The sequence below is a fragment of the Streptomyces sp. NPDC001714 genome (genome assembly GCF_042892755.1).
Classification (GTDB): Bacteria; Actinomycetota; Actinomycetes; order Streptomycetales; family Streptomycetaceae; genus Streptomyces.
In genome coordinates this window covers 66405-85564 of sequence record NZ_JBIAUL010000030.1, presented here as the reverse complement: position 1 = coordinate 85564, position 19160 = coordinate 66405, and the positions used below count along the sequence as shown (strand labels likewise).

14 protein-coding genes and 3 pseudogenes are annotated in these 19160 nt (G+C 70.2%); 7 read left to right on the top strand and 10 right to left on the bottom strand.

The genetic code is table 11. The features are described from left to right. Positions 1–112: pseudogene (locus tag ACFY0P_RS46470) on the top strand (glucosamine-6-phosphate deaminase); the annotation flags it as partial. A 183-nt stretch (positions 113–295) separates the two neighbouring features. Here the strand turns inward: ACFY0P_RS46470 and ACFY0P_RS46465 are convergent. The 4 genes from ACFY0P_RS46465 to ACFY0P_RS46450 all read right to left on the bottom strand — a co-directional run bounded on the left by ACFY0P_RS46465 (position 296) and on the right by ACFY0P_RS46450 (position 4907). Then, positions 296–1861, bottom strand: a complete 1566-nt coding sequence (locus ACFY0P_RS46465) for an MFS transporter (RefSeq protein WP_388928400.1) — start codon at positions 1859–1861, stop codon at positions 296–298. A 56-nt stretch (positions 1862–1917) separates the two neighbouring features. Beyond that, the gene (locus ACFY0P_RS46460) at positions 1918–3270 is read right to left on the bottom strand and encodes an alpha/beta hydrolase (protein ID WP_388928398.1); all 1353 of its coding nucleotides are present in this window, start codon (positions 3268–3270) and stop codon (positions 1918–1920) included. A gap of 153 nt (positions 3271–3423) precedes the next feature. Further along, complete coding sequence (locus tag ACFY0P_RS46455) at positions 3424–4272, bottom strand: PaaX family transcriptional regulator C-terminal domain-containing protein (RefSeq protein WP_388928396.1); 849 nt, start codon at positions 4270–4272, stop codon at positions 3424–3426. Between the two features lie 179 nt (positions 4273–4451). Next, positions 4452–4907, bottom strand: a complete 456-nt coding sequence (locus ACFY0P_RS46450; RefSeq protein WP_388928395.1) for a hypothetical protein — start codon at positions 4905–4907, stop codon at positions 4452–4454. Between the two features lie 163 nt (positions 4908–5070). Here ACFY0P_RS46450 and ACFY0P_RS46445 point away from each other — a divergent pair. Further along, positions 5071–5722: pseudogene (locus ACFY0P_RS46445) on the top strand (transposase); the annotation flags it as partial. A 21-nt stretch (positions 5723–5743) separates the two neighbouring features. Here the strand turns inward: ACFY0P_RS46445 and ACFY0P_RS46440 are convergent. Together ACFY0P_RS46440 and ACFY0P_RS46435 are read right to left on the bottom strand one after the other, a co-directional pair. Beyond that, complete coding sequence (locus ACFY0P_RS46440; protein ID WP_388928393.1) at positions 5744–6160, bottom strand: nuclear transport factor 2 family protein; 417 nt, start codon at positions 6158–6160, stop codon at positions 5744–5746. A gap of 219 nt (positions 6161–6379) precedes the next feature. Beyond that, positions 6380–6532 (bottom strand): annotated as a pseudogene (locus tag ACFY0P_RS46435) (IS5/IS1182 family transposase); the annotation flags it as partial. Between the two features lie 149 nt (positions 6533–6681). Between ACFY0P_RS46435 and ACFY0P_RS46430 the strand changes: the two are divergent. From ACFY0P_RS46430 to ACFY0P_RS46415, 4 genes are all read left to right on the top strand, one after another. After that, positions 6682–7107, top strand: a complete 426-nt coding sequence (locus ACFY0P_RS46430) for a DUF4259 domain-containing protein (RefSeq protein WP_388928391.1) — start codon at positions 6682–6684, stop codon at positions 7105–7107. A gap of 41 nt (positions 7108–7148) precedes the next feature. Beyond that, positions 7149–7553 carry a hypothetical protein gene (locus tag ACFY0P_RS46425; RefSeq protein WP_388928389.1) on the top strand — a complete coding sequence of 135 codons (405 nt, stop codon included), beginning with the start codon at positions 7149–7151 and terminating at the stop codon, positions 7551–7553. A 98-nt stretch (positions 7554–7651) separates the two neighbouring features. Further along, positions 7652–8329, top strand: a complete 678-nt coding sequence (locus tag ACFY0P_RS46420) for a DUF4253 domain-containing protein (RefSeq protein ID WP_388928387.1) — start codon at positions 7652–7654, stop codon at positions 8327–8329. Between the two features lie 1190 nt (positions 8330–9519). Continuing rightward, on the top strand, positions 9520–12111 hold the full coding sequence (locus tag ACFY0P_RS46415; protein WP_388928385.1) for a carboxypeptidase regulatory-like domain-containing protein: 2592 nt from the start codon (positions 9520–9522) through the stop codon (positions 12109–12111). A 184-nt stretch (positions 12112–12295) separates the two neighbouring features. Here the strand turns inward: ACFY0P_RS46415 and ACFY0P_RS46410 are convergent, their stop codons facing one another. Beyond that, the gene (locus ACFY0P_RS46410; protein WP_388928383.1) at positions 12296–13360 is read right to left on the bottom strand and encodes a LuxR C-terminal-related transcriptional regulator; all 1065 of its coding nucleotides are present in this window, start codon (positions 13358–13360) and stop codon (positions 12296–12298) included. Between the two features lie 355 nt (positions 13361–13715). Beyond that, a complete protein-coding gene (locus tag ACFY0P_RS46405) occupies positions 13716–14891 on the bottom strand; it encodes a cytochrome P450 (RefSeq protein WP_388928381.1) in 1176 nt (391 codons plus the stop codon). A 181-nt stretch (positions 14892–15072) separates the two neighbouring features. Here ACFY0P_RS46405 and ACFY0P_RS46400 point away from each other — a divergent pair, with 181 nt between their 5' ends. Further along, positions 15073–16062 carry a D-cysteine desulfhydrase family protein gene (locus ACFY0P_RS46400; RefSeq protein WP_388928380.1) on the top strand — a complete coding sequence of 330 codons (990 nt, stop codon included), beginning with the start codon at positions 15073–15075 and terminating at the stop codon, positions 16060–16062. A 47-nt stretch (positions 16063–16109) separates the two neighbouring features. Here the strand turns inward: ACFY0P_RS46400 and ACFY0P_RS46395 are convergent, their stop codons facing one another. Further along, on the bottom strand, positions 16110–16742 hold the full coding sequence (locus ACFY0P_RS46395; RefSeq protein ID WP_388928378.1) for a hypothetical protein: 633 nt from the start codon (positions 16740–16742) through the stop codon (positions 16110–16112). Between the two features lie 237 nt (positions 16743–16979). Next, positions 16980–19040: a discoidin domain-containing protein gene (locus ACFY0P_RS46390; RefSeq protein ID WP_388928376.1), complete on the bottom strand. Its 2061-nt coding sequence runs from the start codon at positions 19038–19040 to the stop codon at positions 16980–16982. Between the last annotated feature and the right edge of the window lie 120 nt (positions 19041–19160).

The following is a 19160-nucleotide window of genomic DNA, read 5'->3' as shown; positions in this document are numbered from 1 at the left end:
GCTGCACCGGCATGCCACCGTGGTGGCCGACGAGGCCGCCGCGTCGAAGCTGAAGTTCGCGGACTACTTCCGGTACACCTTCGCCAACAAGCCGGACTGGCAGGGGATCTGAGGCAGGCTGCGGCTGTCCGCGGGAAGAGCCGCACATCGCACCGCGCCCGGCGTCGGCCGCCCGGCGCGGTGCGTCACCTCCTCCTCGGCCTCCCGGCGTCTGTCCGAAGCCCGGCGCCGCATGGGCGCCGGCCCGGCGGCCGTCCGCCGACTGCGGGACGGCAGATGTTCCGCTCGTCCCCTGCTACCGCTCTGAGGACTCGTCACGTGAAGCGGCTCGGCCGCGGAGCGTCACGAGGGTCAGCAGCGCTGAGAACAGTGCGGCCGAGCCGCAGACGACGAAACCGATCGAGTAGCCGTGGCCGAGCGCGTCCAGGGCGAGAGGGTGCAGGTCGGCCAGTTTCGGTGACGCCGCTGAGGCACCGTTCACCGCGAGTGGGCCGCCCTCTTCCAGCACGGCCGTGCCGGCGCCCTTGAGTGCCTGCGGCAGCGCGGAGTCGTGCAGGGAGTCGGAGAAGCTGCTGGCTGCGCGGCTCAGGGCCACGGCACCGATCACGGCCGGGCCGAGAGTGAAGCCGAAGTCCCGCAGCAGGTTGGTGGTGGCGCTCGCCATGCCGGCCAAGTGCAGTGGGACGGTGTTGACGGCCGTTGCCGTGATCGACGAGACGGTGATCGCGAAACCCAGGCCCACCAGACCGAGTGGCAGGATCAGCGAGGTGAAGGCGCTGTCGGTGATCGGCAGCGTGGCCGCCCAGTAGTCTCCCGCCGCGATCAGCAGCAGCCCCGCGCCCAGCAGCAGCCCCGGTGCCGCACTTCTCAGCAGCCGTTCCGTCAGCGGCAGCATCACCAGGGTGATGCCGTTGAGCAGGACGAATGCCAGCGCCGTCCGCATCGGGGCCTGGTCCTGCACCGGGCCGAGCCGGATGCTGACGGAGTAGGCGGTGCCCAGAAAGGCGAACATGCCGATCACGGCCACGACCGAGGCGACCGCGAAGGCGCGGTTGCGGAACAGGTCCAGGCGGAGGAGCGGGGACTTGGCGCGCTTCTCGGCCAGGACGAAGGCGGCGAGGAAGGCGGCCGCCAGGACGAAGGCGATGACGATCGAGGGCGAGGCCCATCCGTCCGTGGGGCCCTGGATGATGGCGTAGAGCAGGGAGAACAGGCCGAGGCCGATGGTCAGTTGGCCCGCCACGTCCAGCGAGCGTCCCTCGGGGGCGCTGGAGTTGACGACGAACAGGGCGCTGACGGCGGCACTCGCCGCGGCGATGGCGGTGACCACGACGAAGGACCATCGCCACGAGCCGTAGGTGGCGGTGATACCCCCGAGCAGAGGTGCGAGGAACCCGCCGGTGGAGAGCAGGGCCGCCCACATCGCGATGACCCGGGCCCGTTGCGCGGGCGAGGTGGTGCCTGCGGCCAGGATGGCCAGCGAGGTCGGGAACAGTGCGGCGGCACCCAGGCCGGAAAGGGCCTGTCCGGCCCAGAGCTGGTGGACGCCGGAGGCGGTGGCACTGACCAGCTCGCCCACGGCCAGCAGCGAAGCGCCGCCGATCAGCAGCCGCTTGCGGCCGAAGAGATCGCCGAGCAGGCCGAAGGTCAGCTCCAGTACGGCGACCGGCAGCAGGAAGGCGTCGGAGATCCAGGTGAGCTGCGAGCCGACCGGGTGCAGGTCGGACTGGAACAGCCCGTTGAGTGTGGCCGGTATCGCCAGACCGATCTGGGCGAGGCAGACGGCGAGGAGACCGGCGACCAGGGTGCCGGTGGTCAGACCGCGGCCGACGTCGGTTCTGGCGGAGGTTTCGGTCGTCATTGACACGGGGGCTCCTGAGGCGAGCGGGTTCGGGATGGGGAGAGGACGCTTGGGGATCAGCGGGTACCGGTCAGGCGGTTCGGCCGGTAGTCGGTGAAGGCAGCGCCGCCGAGGCCCAGTTCGTCGGCGCTGTGCTGGAGTGCGGCGGGAGTGGTGGAGTTGTCCCAGTGCCCGGTGTCCAGCCGGTGCTCCACGGCGTGCAGCCCGGCGACCACTTCGGCGGTGGTGAAGTTGCAGTGGCTCTGGCGTGCCACATAGGCCTGCCGCAGCAGCGCGGAGTCGCCGGCCCTGCGCACCCGCCCGGCGAAGGCCGACTCCTGCTCGACGGGCACGAGTTGGTCGGCGGTCGTGTGGAGGTCGAGCAGCGGCACGGCCAGTCCCTGCCCGGCCGTGGAGGTCCGCTTCAGATGAGCCACCGCGGCCGGGTCGGCCGATATGTCCGCACCGCGGGTGAGCCGGTTCAGGTCCGTCCGCAGGTCGAGCCCGGCGTCGCGGTAGAGCGCCTTGATCTGCTTGGCATGGCTGGACTTGTGCAGCAGGCCTGCGTAGTCGACGCCCTTGTTCCAGGATGTGTTGCCGCCGGCGGACTGCTCCACCGACCAGCGAGCCGGGACGATGAACCCGAGCAGGCCCTGGGCCAGCCATGCGTACTGCTGCTCCTCCTGGCCCGCGAAGTCGTCACCCGCGGGCGGCTGTTGTCCCGGAGCCCAGTCGGCCAGGTTGAGGAAGGCGGCGGCCAGGGCGATCCGGGCACGTCCCGTGGGGGTCTGCTGTGCCGCTTCCACAGCCTTGGTGAGCCGGTCGGCGAGGGCTGCGCCGTCGGCCTGGCTGCCCAGGTTCACGAGCTTGTCGGCGTCGGCGGGGTCGAAGAACGTGGCCAGGGTGTACTCGGCGTCCAGCTGGTAGTTGTCCAGATCCACGCCGCCCGCGACCAGGCCGCACAGTCCGAGTGAGCCGTCGACGCGTCCCGCGCCGTCGCGGGCGATCTGGGCGTTGATGAGGCCGCCCATGGACTGGCCCACGGAGATGACCCGGGTCGGTGTACCGACCTGCCGGCGGAAGGCGGCGAGCGCCGCGAACTGATCCCGCTCGGCCGAGTCGAGCGCCCACATCGAACCGTTCGGGTCGTAGGAGGAGCCGACGAGGGCGTAGCCGGCGTCCAGCAGTGCCTGGCGCGCCGCGGTCGACGGGGCGTCGGCAGCGACGGTCGGTCCGAAGCCGTGGCTGAACAGCAGCAGGCTGCCGTTCCACTGCGCGGGTTTGTCCGCGATCCAGGTGGCGCCGTCGGACAGGGTGCCGGAGTAGTGGTCGGCGGTGGTGGCCTGGGCGCCGGTCACCGGCCCGACCAGGGAGGCTGCGAGGGCGGTCGCACAGGCGGCGGCGAGGGTCGAGAGACGGGGTCGGGGCATGGCGGCGGCTCCGCGAGTCGAGGGGGGGACCGAGTGAGGGAGCGAGCTGGAAGAGCGCTGCGAATGTAGGGCTCTTTTTTCATCGCCGTCAATGCCATGCCCAATATTGAGGTAGGTGGCTCCGCGTCCGGATGCGCGAGGCCTGGGTGCGGATCAGCCCAGCGGCAGAATGTCGAGCAGCCGGGCGGCCACACGCGCGGCCGGGCGCTCCCAGCGGCCGGCCAGGCCACGGAAGACGGTCTCCGCCTCGGCTGCGGGCCAGTCCCTCGGAAGATGCTCGGCGGGCAGATGCGGGTCGCGTCGCACCAGGTCCAGCCAGTCGGTGTGCAGCAGGAGCTGGCCTGCGAGTTCGTCGCCGGAGACCGCCGCGGGAAGCGGGTCGGTGCGGTCCCATCGCTCCAGGAACGCCCGGTACCGGGCACCGATGGCCGGCACGTCGAAGGCCTGCTCCAGCACCTGGCGTACATCGGTCGGCGACTCCACCTCCGCCCGGAACACCCGCAGGTACGGTTCCAGACCGAGATCCGCCACCATCTCGCGGACGTCGACACGCGCCGGGGCCACCCACAGGCCGCTCTGCAGTGGGCCGAAACCGGCCCAGATCAGCCGGGAGCGCAGGTCGTGCCGTTCACGACTCCACGCCTCGGGCAGCGAGAAGCCCACCATCGTCCACCGGCCGTCCCAGTCCCGGTTCACCGCACCGGTGCGCCAGATGCGGTCCCTGCCGTCCGTCAGCACCTGGACGGCATGCGGAGTGAGCCCGAAGTAGGCCTTGCGGCCCTGGCGATGACGCTCCAGCAGGCCGCGTTTGACCATCCGGTTCAAGGTGGTCCGCACCGCCTCCTCCGTACTGCCCGACCTTCCGAGAGCGGCGATCACACTGCCCGACGACACGGCGACGGGCCGCCCCAGTACATGGACACCGAAGAAGGTCAGCATCAGGGACTGGGTGCGCGGCTCGGAACCGGTCTCCGCGACGGCATCGGCACTGGTCATCGGCACAGCCTAGGCCCGGAGCGGGCGCACCCCGTTTCCCGCGTGGCAAAAAGTGTCATTTTTGTGACGGCGGTCGATGGACAGCCGTGTATGGCGATCGATGGACGCAGATGGTGGGCCGGGAGAGCCGTTCGGGGGCGGCAGGTGTCCGGCCGGTAGTCGGCGCTGATGCGGACTCCTAGGGATCAGGAACGTTCGGCGCGTCTCGTTTCGCCCTGCTGATCGGCTCCGCAGACCTGGGCAGTTTCGTTTGGATCAAGGGGGGGCGGATCGATGGACAGCGAAGGCGAGCCTGACTGCAGGTTGATCTCGCCCCAGTCACCCAGGATCTTGTAGCCGCTGTCGACCCTGGTGAGGGAGTCGACCGAGCCGTAGTCGGCGCTCCCACTCGCGTCGATCGCAGGCGTGATCACGTTCTGGCCCGTCCAGTGCAGATCACGGACGGATGAGAAGACGACCGTGGCCTGCCGGAAGCAGGCGCGTTCTCCTGGCGCCGGGGCTTGATGTTCAGGGTGACCGGGCAAGAGCAGGACGTCCAACTTGAGGATCAGGACAGCCGGATGGACCACTATGTCCAGTACGTAGCTGTCCTCCAAACCGACGTTCTCGAACCCCGGGAAGCTCGGATAGTCGTCCTGCATGGCTTGCCTCTCGAACTGTCGCCGAAATGCTGATCATGATGCGGCCCAGCGGAAGATGCCAGCGATATGCAGTCCAGCCGGCTAAGGGCTCTCCCGCAACGGCTGATCTTGGCGACATGATCTTGTCGTGCCTGGTCTGATCACGGCGTCGGAGCCGACCTGCAAGGGCCGGCCGTGGAGCCTGCCGCTGCATGATCAGGTCCTGCTGGTCACCGCGTATTGGCGGACGAACCTGACGCTGCGGCAGCTCGGCCCGCTGTTCGGTGTGCCCAAGTCGGCTGCTGCGCGGTCATCGGGCGTCTCGGACCGTTACTCGCCCTGCGGCAGCGCAAGCGGTTCCGCAAGGAGGCCGTGCTGATCGCGGACGGCACGCTGGTCCCCACCCGCGATCACACTGTCGCCGAGCAGTCGAAGAACTATCGGTACTCCACCAACCACCAGGTCGTCATCGACGCCGATACCCGCCTCGTCGTCGCCGTCGGCCCGCCCCTGCCCGGCGAGCGGAACGACTGCAAGGCATGGAACTGTCCGGAGCCAAAGCCGCTGAAGGAAAGTCCGTTGTCATCGCCGACGGTGGATACCGAGGCACTGGCCTGGTCATTCCGCACCGCCGGGAGCGCGGCCAGGACGAACGTCCCGCCTGGAAGGAAGATCACAACGCTTCCCACCGTAAAGTGCGAGCCCGTGTCGAGCACGTCTTGGCCCCCACGAAGACCTGGAGTCAGATCCTTCGCGACTGCCGCCTGAAGGGCGATGGTGTCCACCACGCCATGCTCGGCATCGCCCGCCTGCGCAAGGTGATCCTCACCGGCTAGGCACAGGCGGGATGTGCCTGGTCAGCCGGGCTTTGTCAGCCCGCCCAAGGGAGTTCGGCGCGGCGAGAGCTTGCGATGGCTGATCCGCCAGCCGTCAGCCGTGCGCACGACGGTGTCGTCGTAGGAGACGGAACCGCAGGAGCCGTCGGCCTTGATACCCAGCCCTTTGGAACGGACATGCACCTGGCCGTCCGCCGACGCGGTGACGACGACGTTGGTGACATGATGCGCGACAGGGTTGGCCGCTCCCAGCGCCCACGCCGCTTCTCGGATGGCCGCCACCCCGCACAGCGGCTCCTGGCCGAAGTCGGTTAGGTCGTAGACCACATCGGCGGTGAACAACTCCTCCAACCGGTCAAGACTTCCGTCGTCAACAAGATGACCATGCAGCGAGACCAGTTCGGTGATGGCCAAGCGATCTTCAAGAGCGAGCGACACACGCGTCCTCTCCGACCCGGCGTGGAAAGCACCAGGCCGAGCGTCGATCCAACGTCAGCACGGCGCCACGCCGCTCAACGCGTTCGGGCGCATCCGGCAAGAGCAGGGCCGTGCACGTTGTGATCGTCTCTTACCGGCGGTCAGCCTGCCACTGACTTGTCTACGTGTGTCCTGCCACCGTCAGCAGAGCCACGGCTTACGGGACAGTCCTTGGACGGTTGCGGTCTTCTCGTAGCGAGTGGCGATGCCTCGCCACTGCTTCAGGCGGTTGATGCACCGCTCGACGGTGTTGCGCTGCTTGCAGATCTCCGGGTCGAAGGCCGGTGGCCTGCCGCCCCGGCTGCCGCAGCGCAACCGGAGGGCTAACTGATCTGCCGGTCCACTTCTCCGCGAATCCGCCCTTCAGAAGCGGTTCGACCACACGAAGCAGCAGTTCCTGCTCCGGCCTGGTCTGGATCACGCGGCCGTTGTCAGTGGTCTCTGTCAGGATTCTCCGGCCAACACCATGATCGGGAGAATCTATGGGCACGTGGGACGCCGGCCCCTTCGGCAACGACACCGCAGCGGACTTCTGCGGTGACCTCGACGAGGCACTCCCGGACGAACGCGAGGGCATGGTTCGCGGCGCTTTCACATGGGTGATCGACACGGCCGACTACCTCGAAGCGCCCGCATCAGATGTAGCGGTGGCCGCGGCCGCCCTTGTCGCGGCGCAGTGTCCGGAGGGCGAGCCTGCCGATCCGGTCTATGGGCCGAAAGAGCCCCTTCCCGATCTCACCGGCCTGCGCGACCTCGCCCTCCGGGCCCTCGACCGTGTCATGACCGAGCCGTCCGAGCTGATGGAGCTGTGGGCCGAGCCGGATGGCGACCCCTGGCGTGCGCACATGCGCCAGTTGCAGAACGTGCTCCTGCCGCACTCCCCCGGAGAACAGCTCAGCCCGATCTGACCCACCGCAACCGCTACCTGAGTCCTGCCTGAAAGGCCCCCATGAGCTGGGATGTGCTCCTCCTCCGCCTGCCCGACCACGTCACCTCGGTGCACGAGCTTCCCGCCGACTGCGCTGCGGACCCGTTGGGCCGGCAATGCGACGTGCTCGCGGCCGTCGCCCAGGCCGTTCCCGAGGTTGATCTCTCGGACCCGGCGTGGGGCGAGCTTTCCGGCCCCACTTGGTCGATCGAACTCAACATCGGCTCTGAAGACCCGGTGGATTCGATCATGCTCCACGTCCGGGGCTCCGGCGACGCCGTGCTCACGCCCGTCTTCCGTCTGGCCGAAGCGCTGCAATGCAAAGTCCTCGACTGCGCAGCAGGGGACCTGATCACGCCGGGGCAAACAGCGGGCTGGCAGGCCTTCCAGCAGTTCCGTGACCGCGTGATCGGAGCCGCTCAGTGATGCCTCCCGGCCGGATGATCACGTCCGGTGAAGGCGACGGGGATTCCCAACCCCTCTGGCTCAGCGACGGGCCGGCCACCTCCGGGCTGTGGGTTCGGATGCACGCCGAGCACAGCGCCTCCGGCCAGTGGCCCCTGCTGCTCGACGCGCTCGATCCGCAAGACGCCGAATTCCGCCCCTGGGGATCGGGCGAGGTCTTCCCGGAGCAGATGTCCGTCGCCGCGGACCACGACCCCGCCGGCCTCCTCGCCAACTGGTGGGCGACGTACACCGCCGTCGACGAAGACGACGACACGCTCTCGGCCGAGCAGCGCCTCGCCGGCACCGCCCCCTTCGGACAGAGCTGGCCCGGGCGGGCACCCGGCCGGGAGTCCGTGACGAACGCCGACCAGGTGGCCGCCGACTACGCCCGGGTGTTCCTTGCCGGCCGACCCCACTCCCGTCTGGGGCTGGTCACCGCCGTATCCGGCGCCGAAGCCCTCACCACCGCGGGCTGGTCTGGTCCCGCCAACTACGACAACGACACGGCGAAGTTCTCCGCAGTCGTCGGCGACTGGGAGAGCCGCTTCGGCGCCCGCGTCGTCGCGGTCGGCTTCTCCACCCTGCATCTGAGCGTCGCAGCCCCGCCGACCACTGAACAGGATGCTCTCCTGGTCGCTGCCGAACATTTCGCCTTCTGCCCCGACAACATCTGGCAAGGCACAAGGCCGTACACACTGGCCGCATACGCACAGCGGATCACCGGTGTCCACCACTGGGACTTCTGGTGGGACTGAGGCGTACCCTGCCCGGGGAACGATCTTCATGGGCTTCACGCGTGCCCGATCGGGGGGCATGGGTGAACACCCCGTTTGAGTGGCACCGTCCTGTGACGCGACAGCAGGTACCAGAGGGAACGAGGTGTTCGTCTTCGGCGTGCCGGCACCGGCGCTGTTCGTGCCGGCCCTCGTGTGGGCGGTCCCGGGAGTCCACGCTCTGCTGCCGGGCCGCATGCCGGGTCACTGGGGTGCAGCAACGAGTGCGGCAGCCGAGGCTCTGGGGAGCAGGAGCCCTACTGGTGCCGGCGAGTTGGAACGTTCACTCGCCTCGCTCCTCGCCACAGGGGTCGGTCTCGTCGCGGTGGGGCATGTCGTGAAGCCCACTCGTTGAGACCTCGGGAGCGACCGGCGTCCGGCTGTCGCCACGCCATGGACACCACGCAGCCGCTGGCCGATGAAGAAAGCAGTTCCTTTCGGCCTCCGGTCTTCCGACCCCGCCCCCAGGGGCCATCCGTCAAGGCTGAGCCACCGCGCCTGTCCTGGCCTCTGGGGTAGCCAGGCGGCGCCGCATGCTGGGCGGGGTTCACGGTCGCCGTCGCTGTGAGGAGGTCATGCGTTTTCGTGGGCCGGTCGTAGGCGGTGCCGCATCCGGTGCAGTGGCCAGGGCGGGCCACGGGGGCCGGCAGCCGCGGGTGCGCGGAGCGGGCGTCGAGGGCGACGGCCTCCCCCTCGCCACGCCCGGCGTCGCGCGACTGCACGACCTCGCCCACACCGGACACCTTCGTACGGCAGCCGAGCCTTCCCGTACCCACTGGGAATTCATTTAGGGGACCGTCTTTAGGCACGGCAATCATGGCCGAGTCACCTCGTTGTGCAGCTGTTGCGAGAGGAAAAGGGTGCGGGCATGCCGGAATCAGGCGGAGATCTCGGCGGACCCGCCCATTGTGGGTACGAACTCGGCTGCTCCGCACCGGACTTCCAATGCCACTTCGTGATTCTGCACAAGTGAGAACCCTCAGCGGAAGTCGGCAGTCTCCGGGAAATGAACGTGTAACGAAGGGCCTATTGACATCCCGTCATGCCTGACCGGCTAATTGTCGGGACGTCTTCCTGCACGCAGGTTTTCCCCTGTTCCCGGCCCGATTCCGAGGGCCCGTCACGATGGGTACGAAGTGAAGCAATCCGCGTTCCGAAGAGAGCGAATATCGGTGGCCCCGCGGCTCCGTTCGGGTGTAACCGCCCTGGGGCTCGCCGCCCTTGCTCTGCTCTGCATCGAGGCGCCCGCGCATGCCATGCCGGCCACGCCCTCAGGTGCCGCCGCCCCTCCGGCCCGCCTCGACACCTCTCCGGACACCGAAGCCGGCGCGGCCACCGACCTGACTCCCGTGTGCGGCACGCCCGCCAAGGGACACGCGTCGTGCTTCGCCATGCGCTCCACGAGTGAGTCCCCGTTGCTCCGGCTGGCCGCGGCTCAGACGCCGCCGGGGCTCGGACCGCAGGACCTGCAGAGCGCCTACAGCCTCCCGGCCGACGGCGGCGCGGGGCAGACCATCGCCATCGTGGACGCCTACGACAACCCCGACGCCGAAGCGGACCTGGCGGTCTACCGCGCCCAGTACGGGCTGCCGCCGTGCACCACGGCCAACGGCTGCTTCACCAAGGTGGACCAGCGCGGCGGCACCGACTACCCGCTGTCCAACGACGGCTGGGCCGGTGAGATCGCCCTCGACCTCGACATGGTCTCCGCGGTCGCCCCGCAGGCGCACATCCTGCTCGTGGAGACCGACAACGACGGACTCGACCGGCTCGCGGCCGGGGTCGACAAGGCGGTCGAGCTGGGCGCGAAGTACGTGTCCAACTCCTACGGCCGCTCCGGCGACTACGCCTCCGACGTCCCGACGTACGGCGCCTCCTACGACCATCCCGGCGTCGCGGTCGTCGCGGCGAGCGGGGACAACGGCTACGGCGTCGCCTTCCCGGCCACCCTTCCCACGGTGACGGCGGTCGGCGGCACCAATCTGGTCGCCGACCCGGACACTGCCCGCGGGTGGGACGAGACCGTGTGGAAGCGCGGCTCCTACGGGCCGGGCTCGGGCTGCGCGTCGTACCAGTCCAAGCCCTCCTTCCAGCAGGACACCGGATGCCAGGGACGCAGTGTCGCGGACGTCTCCGCGGTAGCCGACAACGTTGCCGTGTACTCGACGTTCGGCAGCCACGGCACCGGCTGGCAGACCTACGGCGGCACCAGCGCGGCCACGCCCGTGATCGCCGGCGTCTACGCGCTGGCCGGCTCACCGCGTCCGGGCACCTATCCCAACGCGTATCCGTACACGGCCGGCGGCACCGGACTGAACGACATCACCTCCGGATCCAACGGCACCTGCGCCGCCGCCTACCTGTGCACCGCGGGCACCGGCTACGACGGTCCCACCGGCCTGGGTACCCCGGCCGGACTGGCGGCCTTCCGCAGCGGCCCGAGCGGGACCCTGACCGGCAAGGTGACCGACACCAGGACCGGCAAACCCGTCGCCTACGCCACCGTGGCCTCCGGCCTCGACGTGGCCACCACGAGCGCCGACGGCACGTACACCCTGAACCTGCCCGCAGGTGAGGTCGACGGGCTCACCGTGACGGCCTTCGGCTACGCGTCGGCGGCACCGGTCTCCCTGGAGATCGCGGACGGCCAGACCCTGACACGCGACTTCGGCCTCAAGGCCCTGCCCCGCACCCATGTGCGCGGCACGGTCCGGGACGGCTCGGGGCACGGCTGGCCGCTGTACGCCCGGATCGCCGTCGAGGGTTCGCCGGAGGCGCCGGTGTGGACCGACCCGGTCACCGGCCGGTACGACATCTCCCTTCCGGAGCAAGCCGGTTACACCCTGGACGTCACAGCGGCTCTGCCCGGTTACGAGGCGGTCACCCGCGAGGTGACGGTGGGCAGGAAGGCCGTGACCGCCGACAGCGCCCTGGCCGCCGACCCGGACGCGGCCACCGCCGTCGGCTACGCCCTCCACACCACCGAGCGCTCCGAGGGATTCGACACCCCCACCGCGGCACCACAGGGCTGGACGGTGGCGAGCGCGGCGGACAGTGACGACGGGTGGCAGTTCGACGACCCCACCCAACGCGGCAACGCCACCGGCGGCAGCGGCTCCTTCGCGACCGTCGAGAGCGACAACGCGCCCTTCGGACCGCATCAGGACACCTCGCTGGTCAGCCCCGCCTACGACCTGTCGACGGCGCAGTCGGCCAGTCTCACCTTCAAGACGCACTACATCACCAACCTCAGCCAGCAGCACATGACCGTGGACGCCAGCACCGACGACGGGGCCACCTGGCAGAACGTGTGGGCCGGTCCCAAGGCGAACGGCGAGGCCGACCACCTCACGGTGAGCGTCCCGCTGCGGCAGTACGCCGGGCAGTCGTCGGTGCGGCTGCGCTTCCACTTCGTCGCCAACTGGGCCTACTTCTGGGAAGTCGACGACGTGAGCGTGCAGAGCCGGACGCTGGAGCCGGTGCCGGGCGGGCTGACGGTGGGAACCGTCCAGGACGCCCGCACCGGTACGGCGATCATCGGCGCGAAGGTCGCCGACACCTCGGCGCCGGACACCGCCGTACTCACCGTGGCCACGCCGGAGGACCCGGCCGTGGGCGACGGTCTCTACACCCTGTTCTCGCGCTCCCCCGGCGTACACACCCTCCAGGCCACCGCGGACGGCCACCGGCCCCTCACCCGCCGGACCGTGGTGCACCGGGACCGGGTCACCCACAGGGACTTCGCGTTGAAGCCCACGACGTAGGCCTCGATCACGGTGCCGTATCCACGGGTACGGCACCGTGCGCGGCAACGCCGGGCCGCGCAACCGCCTCCGCGGCAGACTGTCCGAAGCCCTCCGCCGAGACACCCGGCAACCACCTTGCGGGCCTGCGCTTTCCTGACTCGATGCCCTGCCTCGATGCCCTGGATCACCGTGCTCCTGCAGATCACCGACCGAGCACGGCATCGGCCAAGCCCTGGTTCTCCCCCAGCCACCCCCGTTCGGCCGCCAGCAGGGCGATCTGGAAGCGGGTGCGGGCGCCGAGCCGTGTGCCCACGTCGCTGACATGTTTCTGAACGGTGCGGCGGCTCACCTTGAGTACGCGGGCGATCGTGTCGTCCTTCATCCCCGCGGCCATCAGCTGCAGGATCTCCCGGGTGCGCGGGTCGGGTGTCCCCGTCGCCCCGGTGTCCGGCAGCGGCGTGCCGTGGTGGCCGAAGGCCGGCGGCAGCGCATCGGTCCGGCTGGAGAGGGACATTGGTTCGGCATCTCGCCACACGCTCTCGAACAGGGCCGCCAGCGCCTCGACGAGCGCGGGCGAGTGAACCACCAGTGAGCCGGCGGACGGCCGGTCCCCCCGCACCGGCAGCAGGGCCGCGGTCCGGTCGAACACCACGAGTTTCACCGGCAGCCGTGCCGCCAGCCGAAGTTCCCCGCCCCGCCCGGTGCCGTGCACCGCCGTGGCCAGGGACACCTCGTCGGAGAAGCCTTCGGTCTCGTACACGGAACGCATCCGCACCCCGTCCGCCACCCCTGATGGCTGCGCGGCCACCCCGGAACTGGTGACGTAGGGCGGTTTCGCCAGGTGCAGCACTTCGGTCGCACATCCCTTGAGCAGCTGGGCGTAGCGCGCCGATACCTCGTCCTCGCGCTCCAGCAGCTCCACCAGGTGTGCCGAGCGCGGTCCGGACACCGTCTCGTACATCTCGTGCAAACGCTCCACGAGCCCTTCGGTGCGCGCCAGTTCAGCCCGCCGACGGGCCAGCAGGGCGCTCAGGGAGGTGCGTGGAGGGCCGGCTGCCCAGCGTGGCGCGGCAGCATCGGTGCGCAGGGCGAGCGAGGCGTCGGCGAGGTCTCGCAGAGCCCGCGCCGCGTCCGCCGTGGACACTCCGACCGCTGCCGCGACTTCGTCCGCGTCAGCCGAGGGCACAGTCACCAGGTGCTCCAGAACGCGACCGGTCAGCGGGTCCAGACCGGCTCCGGACCATGGGCTGTCCGCGGGTGCGTCCATGGGGTTTGCCACTCCTGTGTGCTGCAAGACCGGGCGAAGCCGAGCCCGGCCGACGGGGTACCGGGCTTGATGCTACGTCGATCCTGGCGGGCCCGGCGGCCGAGGTGCTGGTAGGGCGAGAACCGACACGCCCACTACTTGTCCCGTGTTCCGTGCGTGCTGCCCGGCAGCGGCTGTCGGCAGTCCGCGCAGCTGCCGGACCAGCACCTCAAGGCGTCCTGGAGCGCATCGGGAATCCGGGGGCAGGTGAGGCCGCCCCGGGTGCTGGAGTGGCTTTGCGACGACAGTCACCTCTTCGTGACGGACGTCCGCCGCGCCGTGCTCCAGGGCCTCGGCCTGCGGCCGTCGGGGGTCGTCAGGCCGGGACGTCCCAGAGCGCATGGAGGGCGGCCGGCTTGCGGAAGACCAGGCCGGACGGGGTGGCGGGACGCTGCGGGTCGAGGCGGAGTCCGGGGAGGCGTTCGAACAGGCGCTGGAGGGCGATGCGGGTCTCCAGTCGGGCCAGGTGGGCGGCGAGGCAGTGGTGCGGGCCGTGGGCGAAGGCCAGCTGAAGCCGGGCTTCGGCGCGCCGGACGTCGAACCGGTCCGGGTCGGTGAAGACGGCCGGGTCGCGGTTGGCGCCGGTCAGGGAGACGCTGACGAGGTCGCCGCGGCGGATGGCGGCCGGGCCGAGCACGGTGTCGCGGGTGGCGTAGCGGTCCACCACAGCCGCGCCGGGCTCCAGCCGCAGGGACTCCTCGACGGCTCCGTCCAGCAGATCGGAATCGGCCTGCACCAGGGCGAGTTGGGCGGGGTTCTGCAGCAGGTGGAGCAGGGCGTTGGTGATCATCGCTTCGGTCGTCTCGATGCCGCCGAACATCAGCACCGCCGCGTTGGAGGCCACTTCGGGCACGTCCAGCTGCTCGGCGGCGGAGACGAGGAGCGAGGAGGCGTGCGGGTCGGCGACGGTCGCCTCGACGGCGGCCCGCAGCTGTGCGTAGGCGGCGGGACCCGCCGGGCCCGCCGCCAGGCCCTCGGTGATGTCCGAGACGGACCGTACGATGGCGTCGTACCAGGAGAGCACCGTGTCGGTGGTCGTCCCGACCAGCCCGAGGGCGTCGGTGACGACGGCCACCGCGAGCGGCCCGGCGAAGGCGCGGCGCAGTTCGGCGGCGCCCCCGGGTTCCAGTGCGGTGATGAGGCGGTCGGTCTCCCGTTCTATGAACGCGGCGAAGTTGTCGTGCACCCTTCGGGGCCGGAAGGGTGCCGCGAAGGGCTCGCGGTGGCGGGTGTGCGCGGCGCCGTCCAGGGAGAGCATGCTCGGTCCGACGACCTGGGCGGTGGTGAAGCGGGGGTCGTCGACGGTGTAGGTGGCGGAGTCCCTCATCACGTCCAGCCCGAGGTCGCGGCGGGTGACCAGCCAGCCGTTCAGCTCGGGCAGCCACGACACCGGCTCGTGGGCGCGGAGCAGTGCCAGGCGCGGGTGCGGATCCCGGGCGAGTTCGGCGAGCGTGGTCGAAGCTCCAAGGGGGAACGAGTCGGCGGTGCTCACCGCGCTGTCCGGCCGGGGGGAGGGAAACGAATGCACGGGGCATCGTAATCACGGCGCCCCGTCCGCACGTTCACCGGCCCTGGCGCGCGGTACGCCCACGGTGTTGAGCGAGGTGGATCTCGGGAAGACATGGGTGCGCCGTGGGACGGACGCGCGGGCACGGAGACGAAGGGGTTGTCGTATGGGCACGATGCGCGAGGAGCACCGCAAGGTCACCCTGGCCTCCTGGCCGACACCGCTCGAACCCGCCCCTCGGCTCGCGCAGGCCCTGGGGCTCGGGCCGGACGACCTGTGGATCAAGCGGGACGACCTGATCGGGCTGGGCGGTGGCGGGAACAAGGTCCGCAAGCTCGAGTGGACCTGCGGACAGGCCCTCGCCGAGGGCGCGCGAACCCTTGTCACCAGCGGAGCGCCGCAGAGCAACCACGCGCGCCTCACGGCGGCGGCCGGGGCCCGGCTCGGCATGGACGTCGTCCTCGTCCTCGCGGGCGAGCCCACGGGCACGGCGGCGGGCAATCTGGCGCTCGACGGTCTCCTCGGCGCGAGGGTCGTGTGGGCCGGCGCGGTGGACGGGTCCGAACTCGCCGCCGTCCTCGACGGTGTCGTCACAGGACTGCGCGAGCGGAACGCGGCTCCTGCGCTCATTCCCTTCGGTGGATCGAGTCCCGTCGGCGCCCTCGGGTACGTCGACGGCGGGCGTGAGCTCCTCGCACAGGCTCCCGATCTGGCCACCGCCGTGGTCGCGCTGGGCAGCGGCGGCACGATGGCCGGGCTGGTGCGTGCCGTCGGCGAGGACCGGGTCCTGGGCGTGCACTGCGGGGCCGTGGCGGATCCGGGGCACACGCTCGACCTGCTGCTGACGGAGCTGTACGCGCCCTCCCCCGCGCCGCGGCGGCCACGGCTGCGGCTCGACCAGGTCGGGGCCGGATACTCCCGCCTCACCGAACCGGTGACGGAGGCGGTTCTCCTCGCCGCCCGGACCGAGGGACTCGTCCTGGATCCCGTCTACACGGGGCGGGCCATGGCGGGTCTCGTCGCGGCCGTGCGCGAGGGTGACATCCGCCCGGGTGAGCGGACCGTCTTCGTCCACACCGGAGGACTGCCCGGGCTCTTCGGGCACCAGGAGGCACTACGACGGGCGGGAGAGGTTCTCACGGCCCGTGTCATGTGACCGTAGACGAGTCGACGGTCTCGCCGCGGGCCGGCGACGGGAAGGGATCACTCCGCCTCGACGGTCGTGGTGACCCGGGTGAGCGCGGGCCGGCGCGGTACCGAGCCGAACCCGAAGCGCACGGGAGGTTCGACGGGTGCGAGCGCGCCCAGGTCCGTACCGTCGTAGTCACCCGAGAGCCGGCGGATCGCCCGCAGATCCCGCGCACCGTACCACTCCCTGCGGCCTCCACCGGCACTGCCGCGGGTGCGTACTCCGGGCAGCAGGATGCGGGCGAGGCTGTCGGTGACGGCGGACCACGCCGGGCGGCGGGCGAGCGGTCCGGGGACGGCATGCAGCAGATGGCCGAGGAGCGTGCGGGGGCCGGTGGTGAAGCGCAGGCGGAGCGGTCCTGCCGTGACGGTCCAGGTGTCCGCGAGGACGGCGACGTCGACGGGTACGACGCGTACGGTGTCGAAGTGGTAGGTGGCGCGGACGAATTCCGCGGTGCGCCGGGTCGGAGCGAGCAACAGCCGTTCTCCGTCGCTTCGTTCCAGCATCACGTCGCTGAACGGGCCGAACGGCGAGCGGAGCCAGTGGCCCAGTACGACGCGGTTGCCGGAGGTGGTGCCGAGGCCTGCGATCCAGCCGTCGAAGCACAGCCGGGGGCGCCGGGCGCCCGGCCGGAACACCCGCCTCATGTCTCCGCCCTTCCCTCGTGATCCCGGTGGAGGCCGCTTGTGATCCCGGTGGAGGCCGCTGTGGTCGGACCTCGGTGGGAGTGGTCGGGACAGTCTGGCCGCACAGGGTGCGCGCGGACGACGCCGCCGCGCCGGGCAGCCGTCAGATCGCCGGGCCCGCGATGTGAGCGGTGAGGGGGTGACGGGGTCAGGGGGTGGGGGCAGCGGTGGCGTCCGTGCCGTCGCCGGTTCGCCGCTTCAGGCGCTGTGGACCCCGACCTCGTACAGCGAGTACCCCCAGTCGGTGCCGCGGTCGAGACCGTGGATCCGGACGTAGCGGGCCGGAGTGCCGGGGAACCGGGCCGTGTCCAGGCCGCCGTCGCCGCTCGTGGTGGACCAGGCGGTCTGCCAGTTCGTGCCGTCGGTGGAGAGTTCGACGCGGTACGCCTTGCCGTAGGCGCGTTCCCAGTCCAGCGTCACCCGGGAGACGAGGTGGGTGGAGCCCAGGTCGACCTGCCACCACTGGTCGTCGCTCCAGTCGCTGGCCCAGCGGGTGGAGTCGTCGCCGTCCACGGCACGGCCCGGCTGGTAGCTCGTGAACGGGTTCGACTCGGACGAACTGGCCTTGGCCGGCTGCCCCTTGGCGAGGTTGACCGAGGCCTGGTGCTGTTCGGTGGCCCCCCAGGTGTCGAGGTAGGACTCGGCGCCCCGGAACAGGTCGTTCACCACGTCCTGGCCGCCGACCTGCCGGATGTCCTCGATCCAGTCGGGAATCATGCCGACGTGTGCCGCGCCGTCGGTGTTGATGTCGAAGGTGCGCTCGCCGGAGGTCTGCCTGTCGATGACGGACCCGCCGTCGACGCTCCTGAAGGGGTATGTCACCTTGTTCGCCGCGTCCGCGCCGCGCGGGGCGGGGTGGTCGCCGATGCCGTTGAAGTCGGTGCCGTAGCCGTAGCCCACGTCGTACTTGTCGCGCAGCGCCTTGGTCCGGGCGGCTTCCGCGACGAAGCCCTCGGAGCCGTGCATGTACTGGGCGACGAAGCCGCCGAGGGAGTAGACCCGCTCGGTCCAGTCGAGGTCCATCCAGCTGTGCGAGGAGATCACGCCGGGGTAGGACGCCGACTCCAGGATGTCCAGCGCCTGGCCGACGGCCTTGACGCCCATGTGGTCGATCTCCAGCATCATCTTGCGCTTCATCATGCCGCGCACGGCGTACTCGCCGAGATCGGTGAGACCGCGCTTGTTGCACTGTGCGTCCGAGTCGTACGAGGGGACGTCCACGCCGGCCGGCAGGTCCGCCTCCGCCTGCGAGGAGGCGTTCCCGATGGGGTTGTCGTGTTGCGGGCCGGTGCACTTCTCGGTCTGCCAGAAGGTGCCGGTGGACAGGAACTGGCCGACGTTGATGGCCGTTCCGAGGCCGCCGGAGTCGAAGCGGACGCCGCAGAGCGCGTTGTCGAACTTGTGGCACAGGAACATGGAACGGACGCCCAGTGCGTAGAGCTCGTCGAGACCCTTGTCGATGTCCTCCTTGCTGCACTGCGGGACGTCGAGGATCTGCTTGCAGCCGAAGGGCTCGGAGGTCTCGACCCCGAGGACGACGGCGAGTTTGCCCTCCTCGATGACCTGCCGCGCCTGAGCGCTGTCGGTGACGACGCGGAACCAGCCCTTGCCGGTGCCGCCGTACATCTTGTCGATGTAGGCCTGGAGGTCGTAGGTCATCTTCGCCTGCAGCCGGATCGAGGTCATCTCGTCACAACTGCGTTCCTTGAAGGGGTAGACGGAGCAGATCATGCCGTTGGTGACGAGGTCGTTGACGAGCACGCGCTGGCCGCCGCGCCAGGCCCGTTCCACCCAGGCGTAGTAGTCGGCCTGGTGGGTCATCGAGTCGTACGCGGGCCAGTCCTTGAAGGTCGGCCAGCCGACCGGGTCGTGCTTGCCGTCACCGCCACGGGTGATGTAGTCAAAGAGCGCGAGGGTGCCGTCGGGGTAGTGTTCGGGGCAGTCCTTGAGAGCGTCGGCGACACCGGCCTCGGAGAAGACCTTGCCGCAGATCAGCCGGCCCCCGAAGGCCTCGTTGCCGAACAGGTGGTTGTGCGCGTCGACGAACCCCCGTACTTCTCCTGCCGCGTCGGTGCCGGTGAACGGCTCGCCTGTGACGTCGATCTGGACGTCCGGGGCGGGGCGTGCGGTCGGGATCCACCAGTCGTCGCCGGCCGCGGAACTCGGGGTCGGCCCGAGGGCCATGGTCAGTACCAGGAGCAGCAGCGACAGCAGGGTGACGTTCTTGCGTCTGCGGTGCGAGCGTCCGGTCCGCGTCACGGTCCACGTCCCTCGGTCGACGGGAGGGCGCGATTGGCGAAACCATGGGGTTGTCATGAACCGCGCAATACCTGGGACGAGGATCATGCCGCGCACCGACGGAGTCAAGTGCCCGGAACG

What these genes read in the sequence shown, in the direction of transcription:
- ACFY0P_RS46395 (WP_388928378.1), bottom strand. Translation starts at nt 16,742, where the DNA reads ATGAGGCGGGTGTTCCGGCCGGGCGCCCGGCGCCCCCGGCTGTGCTTC.
- ACFY0P_RS46460 (WP_388928398.1), bottom strand. Translation starts at nt 3,270, where the DNA reads ATGCCCCGACCCCGTCTCTCGACCCTCGCCGCCGCCTGTGCGACCGCC.
- ACFY0P_RS46410 (WP_388928383.1), bottom strand. Translation starts at nt 13,360, where the DNA reads ATGGACGCACCCGCGGACAGCCCATGGTCCGGAGCCGGTCTGGACCCG.
- ACFY0P_RS46400 (WP_388928380.1), top strand. Translation starts at nt 15,073, where the DNA reads ATGGGCACGATGCGCGAGGAGCACCGCAAGGTCACCCTGGCCTCCTGG.
- ACFY0P_RS46450 (WP_388928395.1), bottom strand. Translation starts at nt 4,907, where the DNA reads ATGCAGGACGACTATCCGAGCTTCCCGGGGTTCGAGAACGTCGGTTTG.
- ACFY0P_RS46465 (WP_388928400.1), bottom strand. Translation starts at nt 1,861, where the DNA reads ATGACGACCGAAACCTCCGCCAGAACCGACGTCGGCCGCGGTCTGACC.
- ACFY0P_RS46425 (WP_388928389.1), top strand. Translation starts at nt 7,149, where the DNA reads ATGAGCTGGGATGTGCTCCTCCTCCGCCTGCCCGACCACGTCACCTCG.
- ACFY0P_RS46430 (WP_388928391.1), top strand. Translation starts at nt 6,682, where the DNA reads ATGGGCACGTGGGACGCCGGCCCCTTCGGCAACGACACCGCAGCGGAC.
- ACFY0P_RS46420 (WP_388928387.1), top strand. Translation starts at nt 7,652, where the DNA reads ATGCACGCCGAGCACAGCGCCTCCGGCCAGTGGCCCCTGCTGCTCGAC.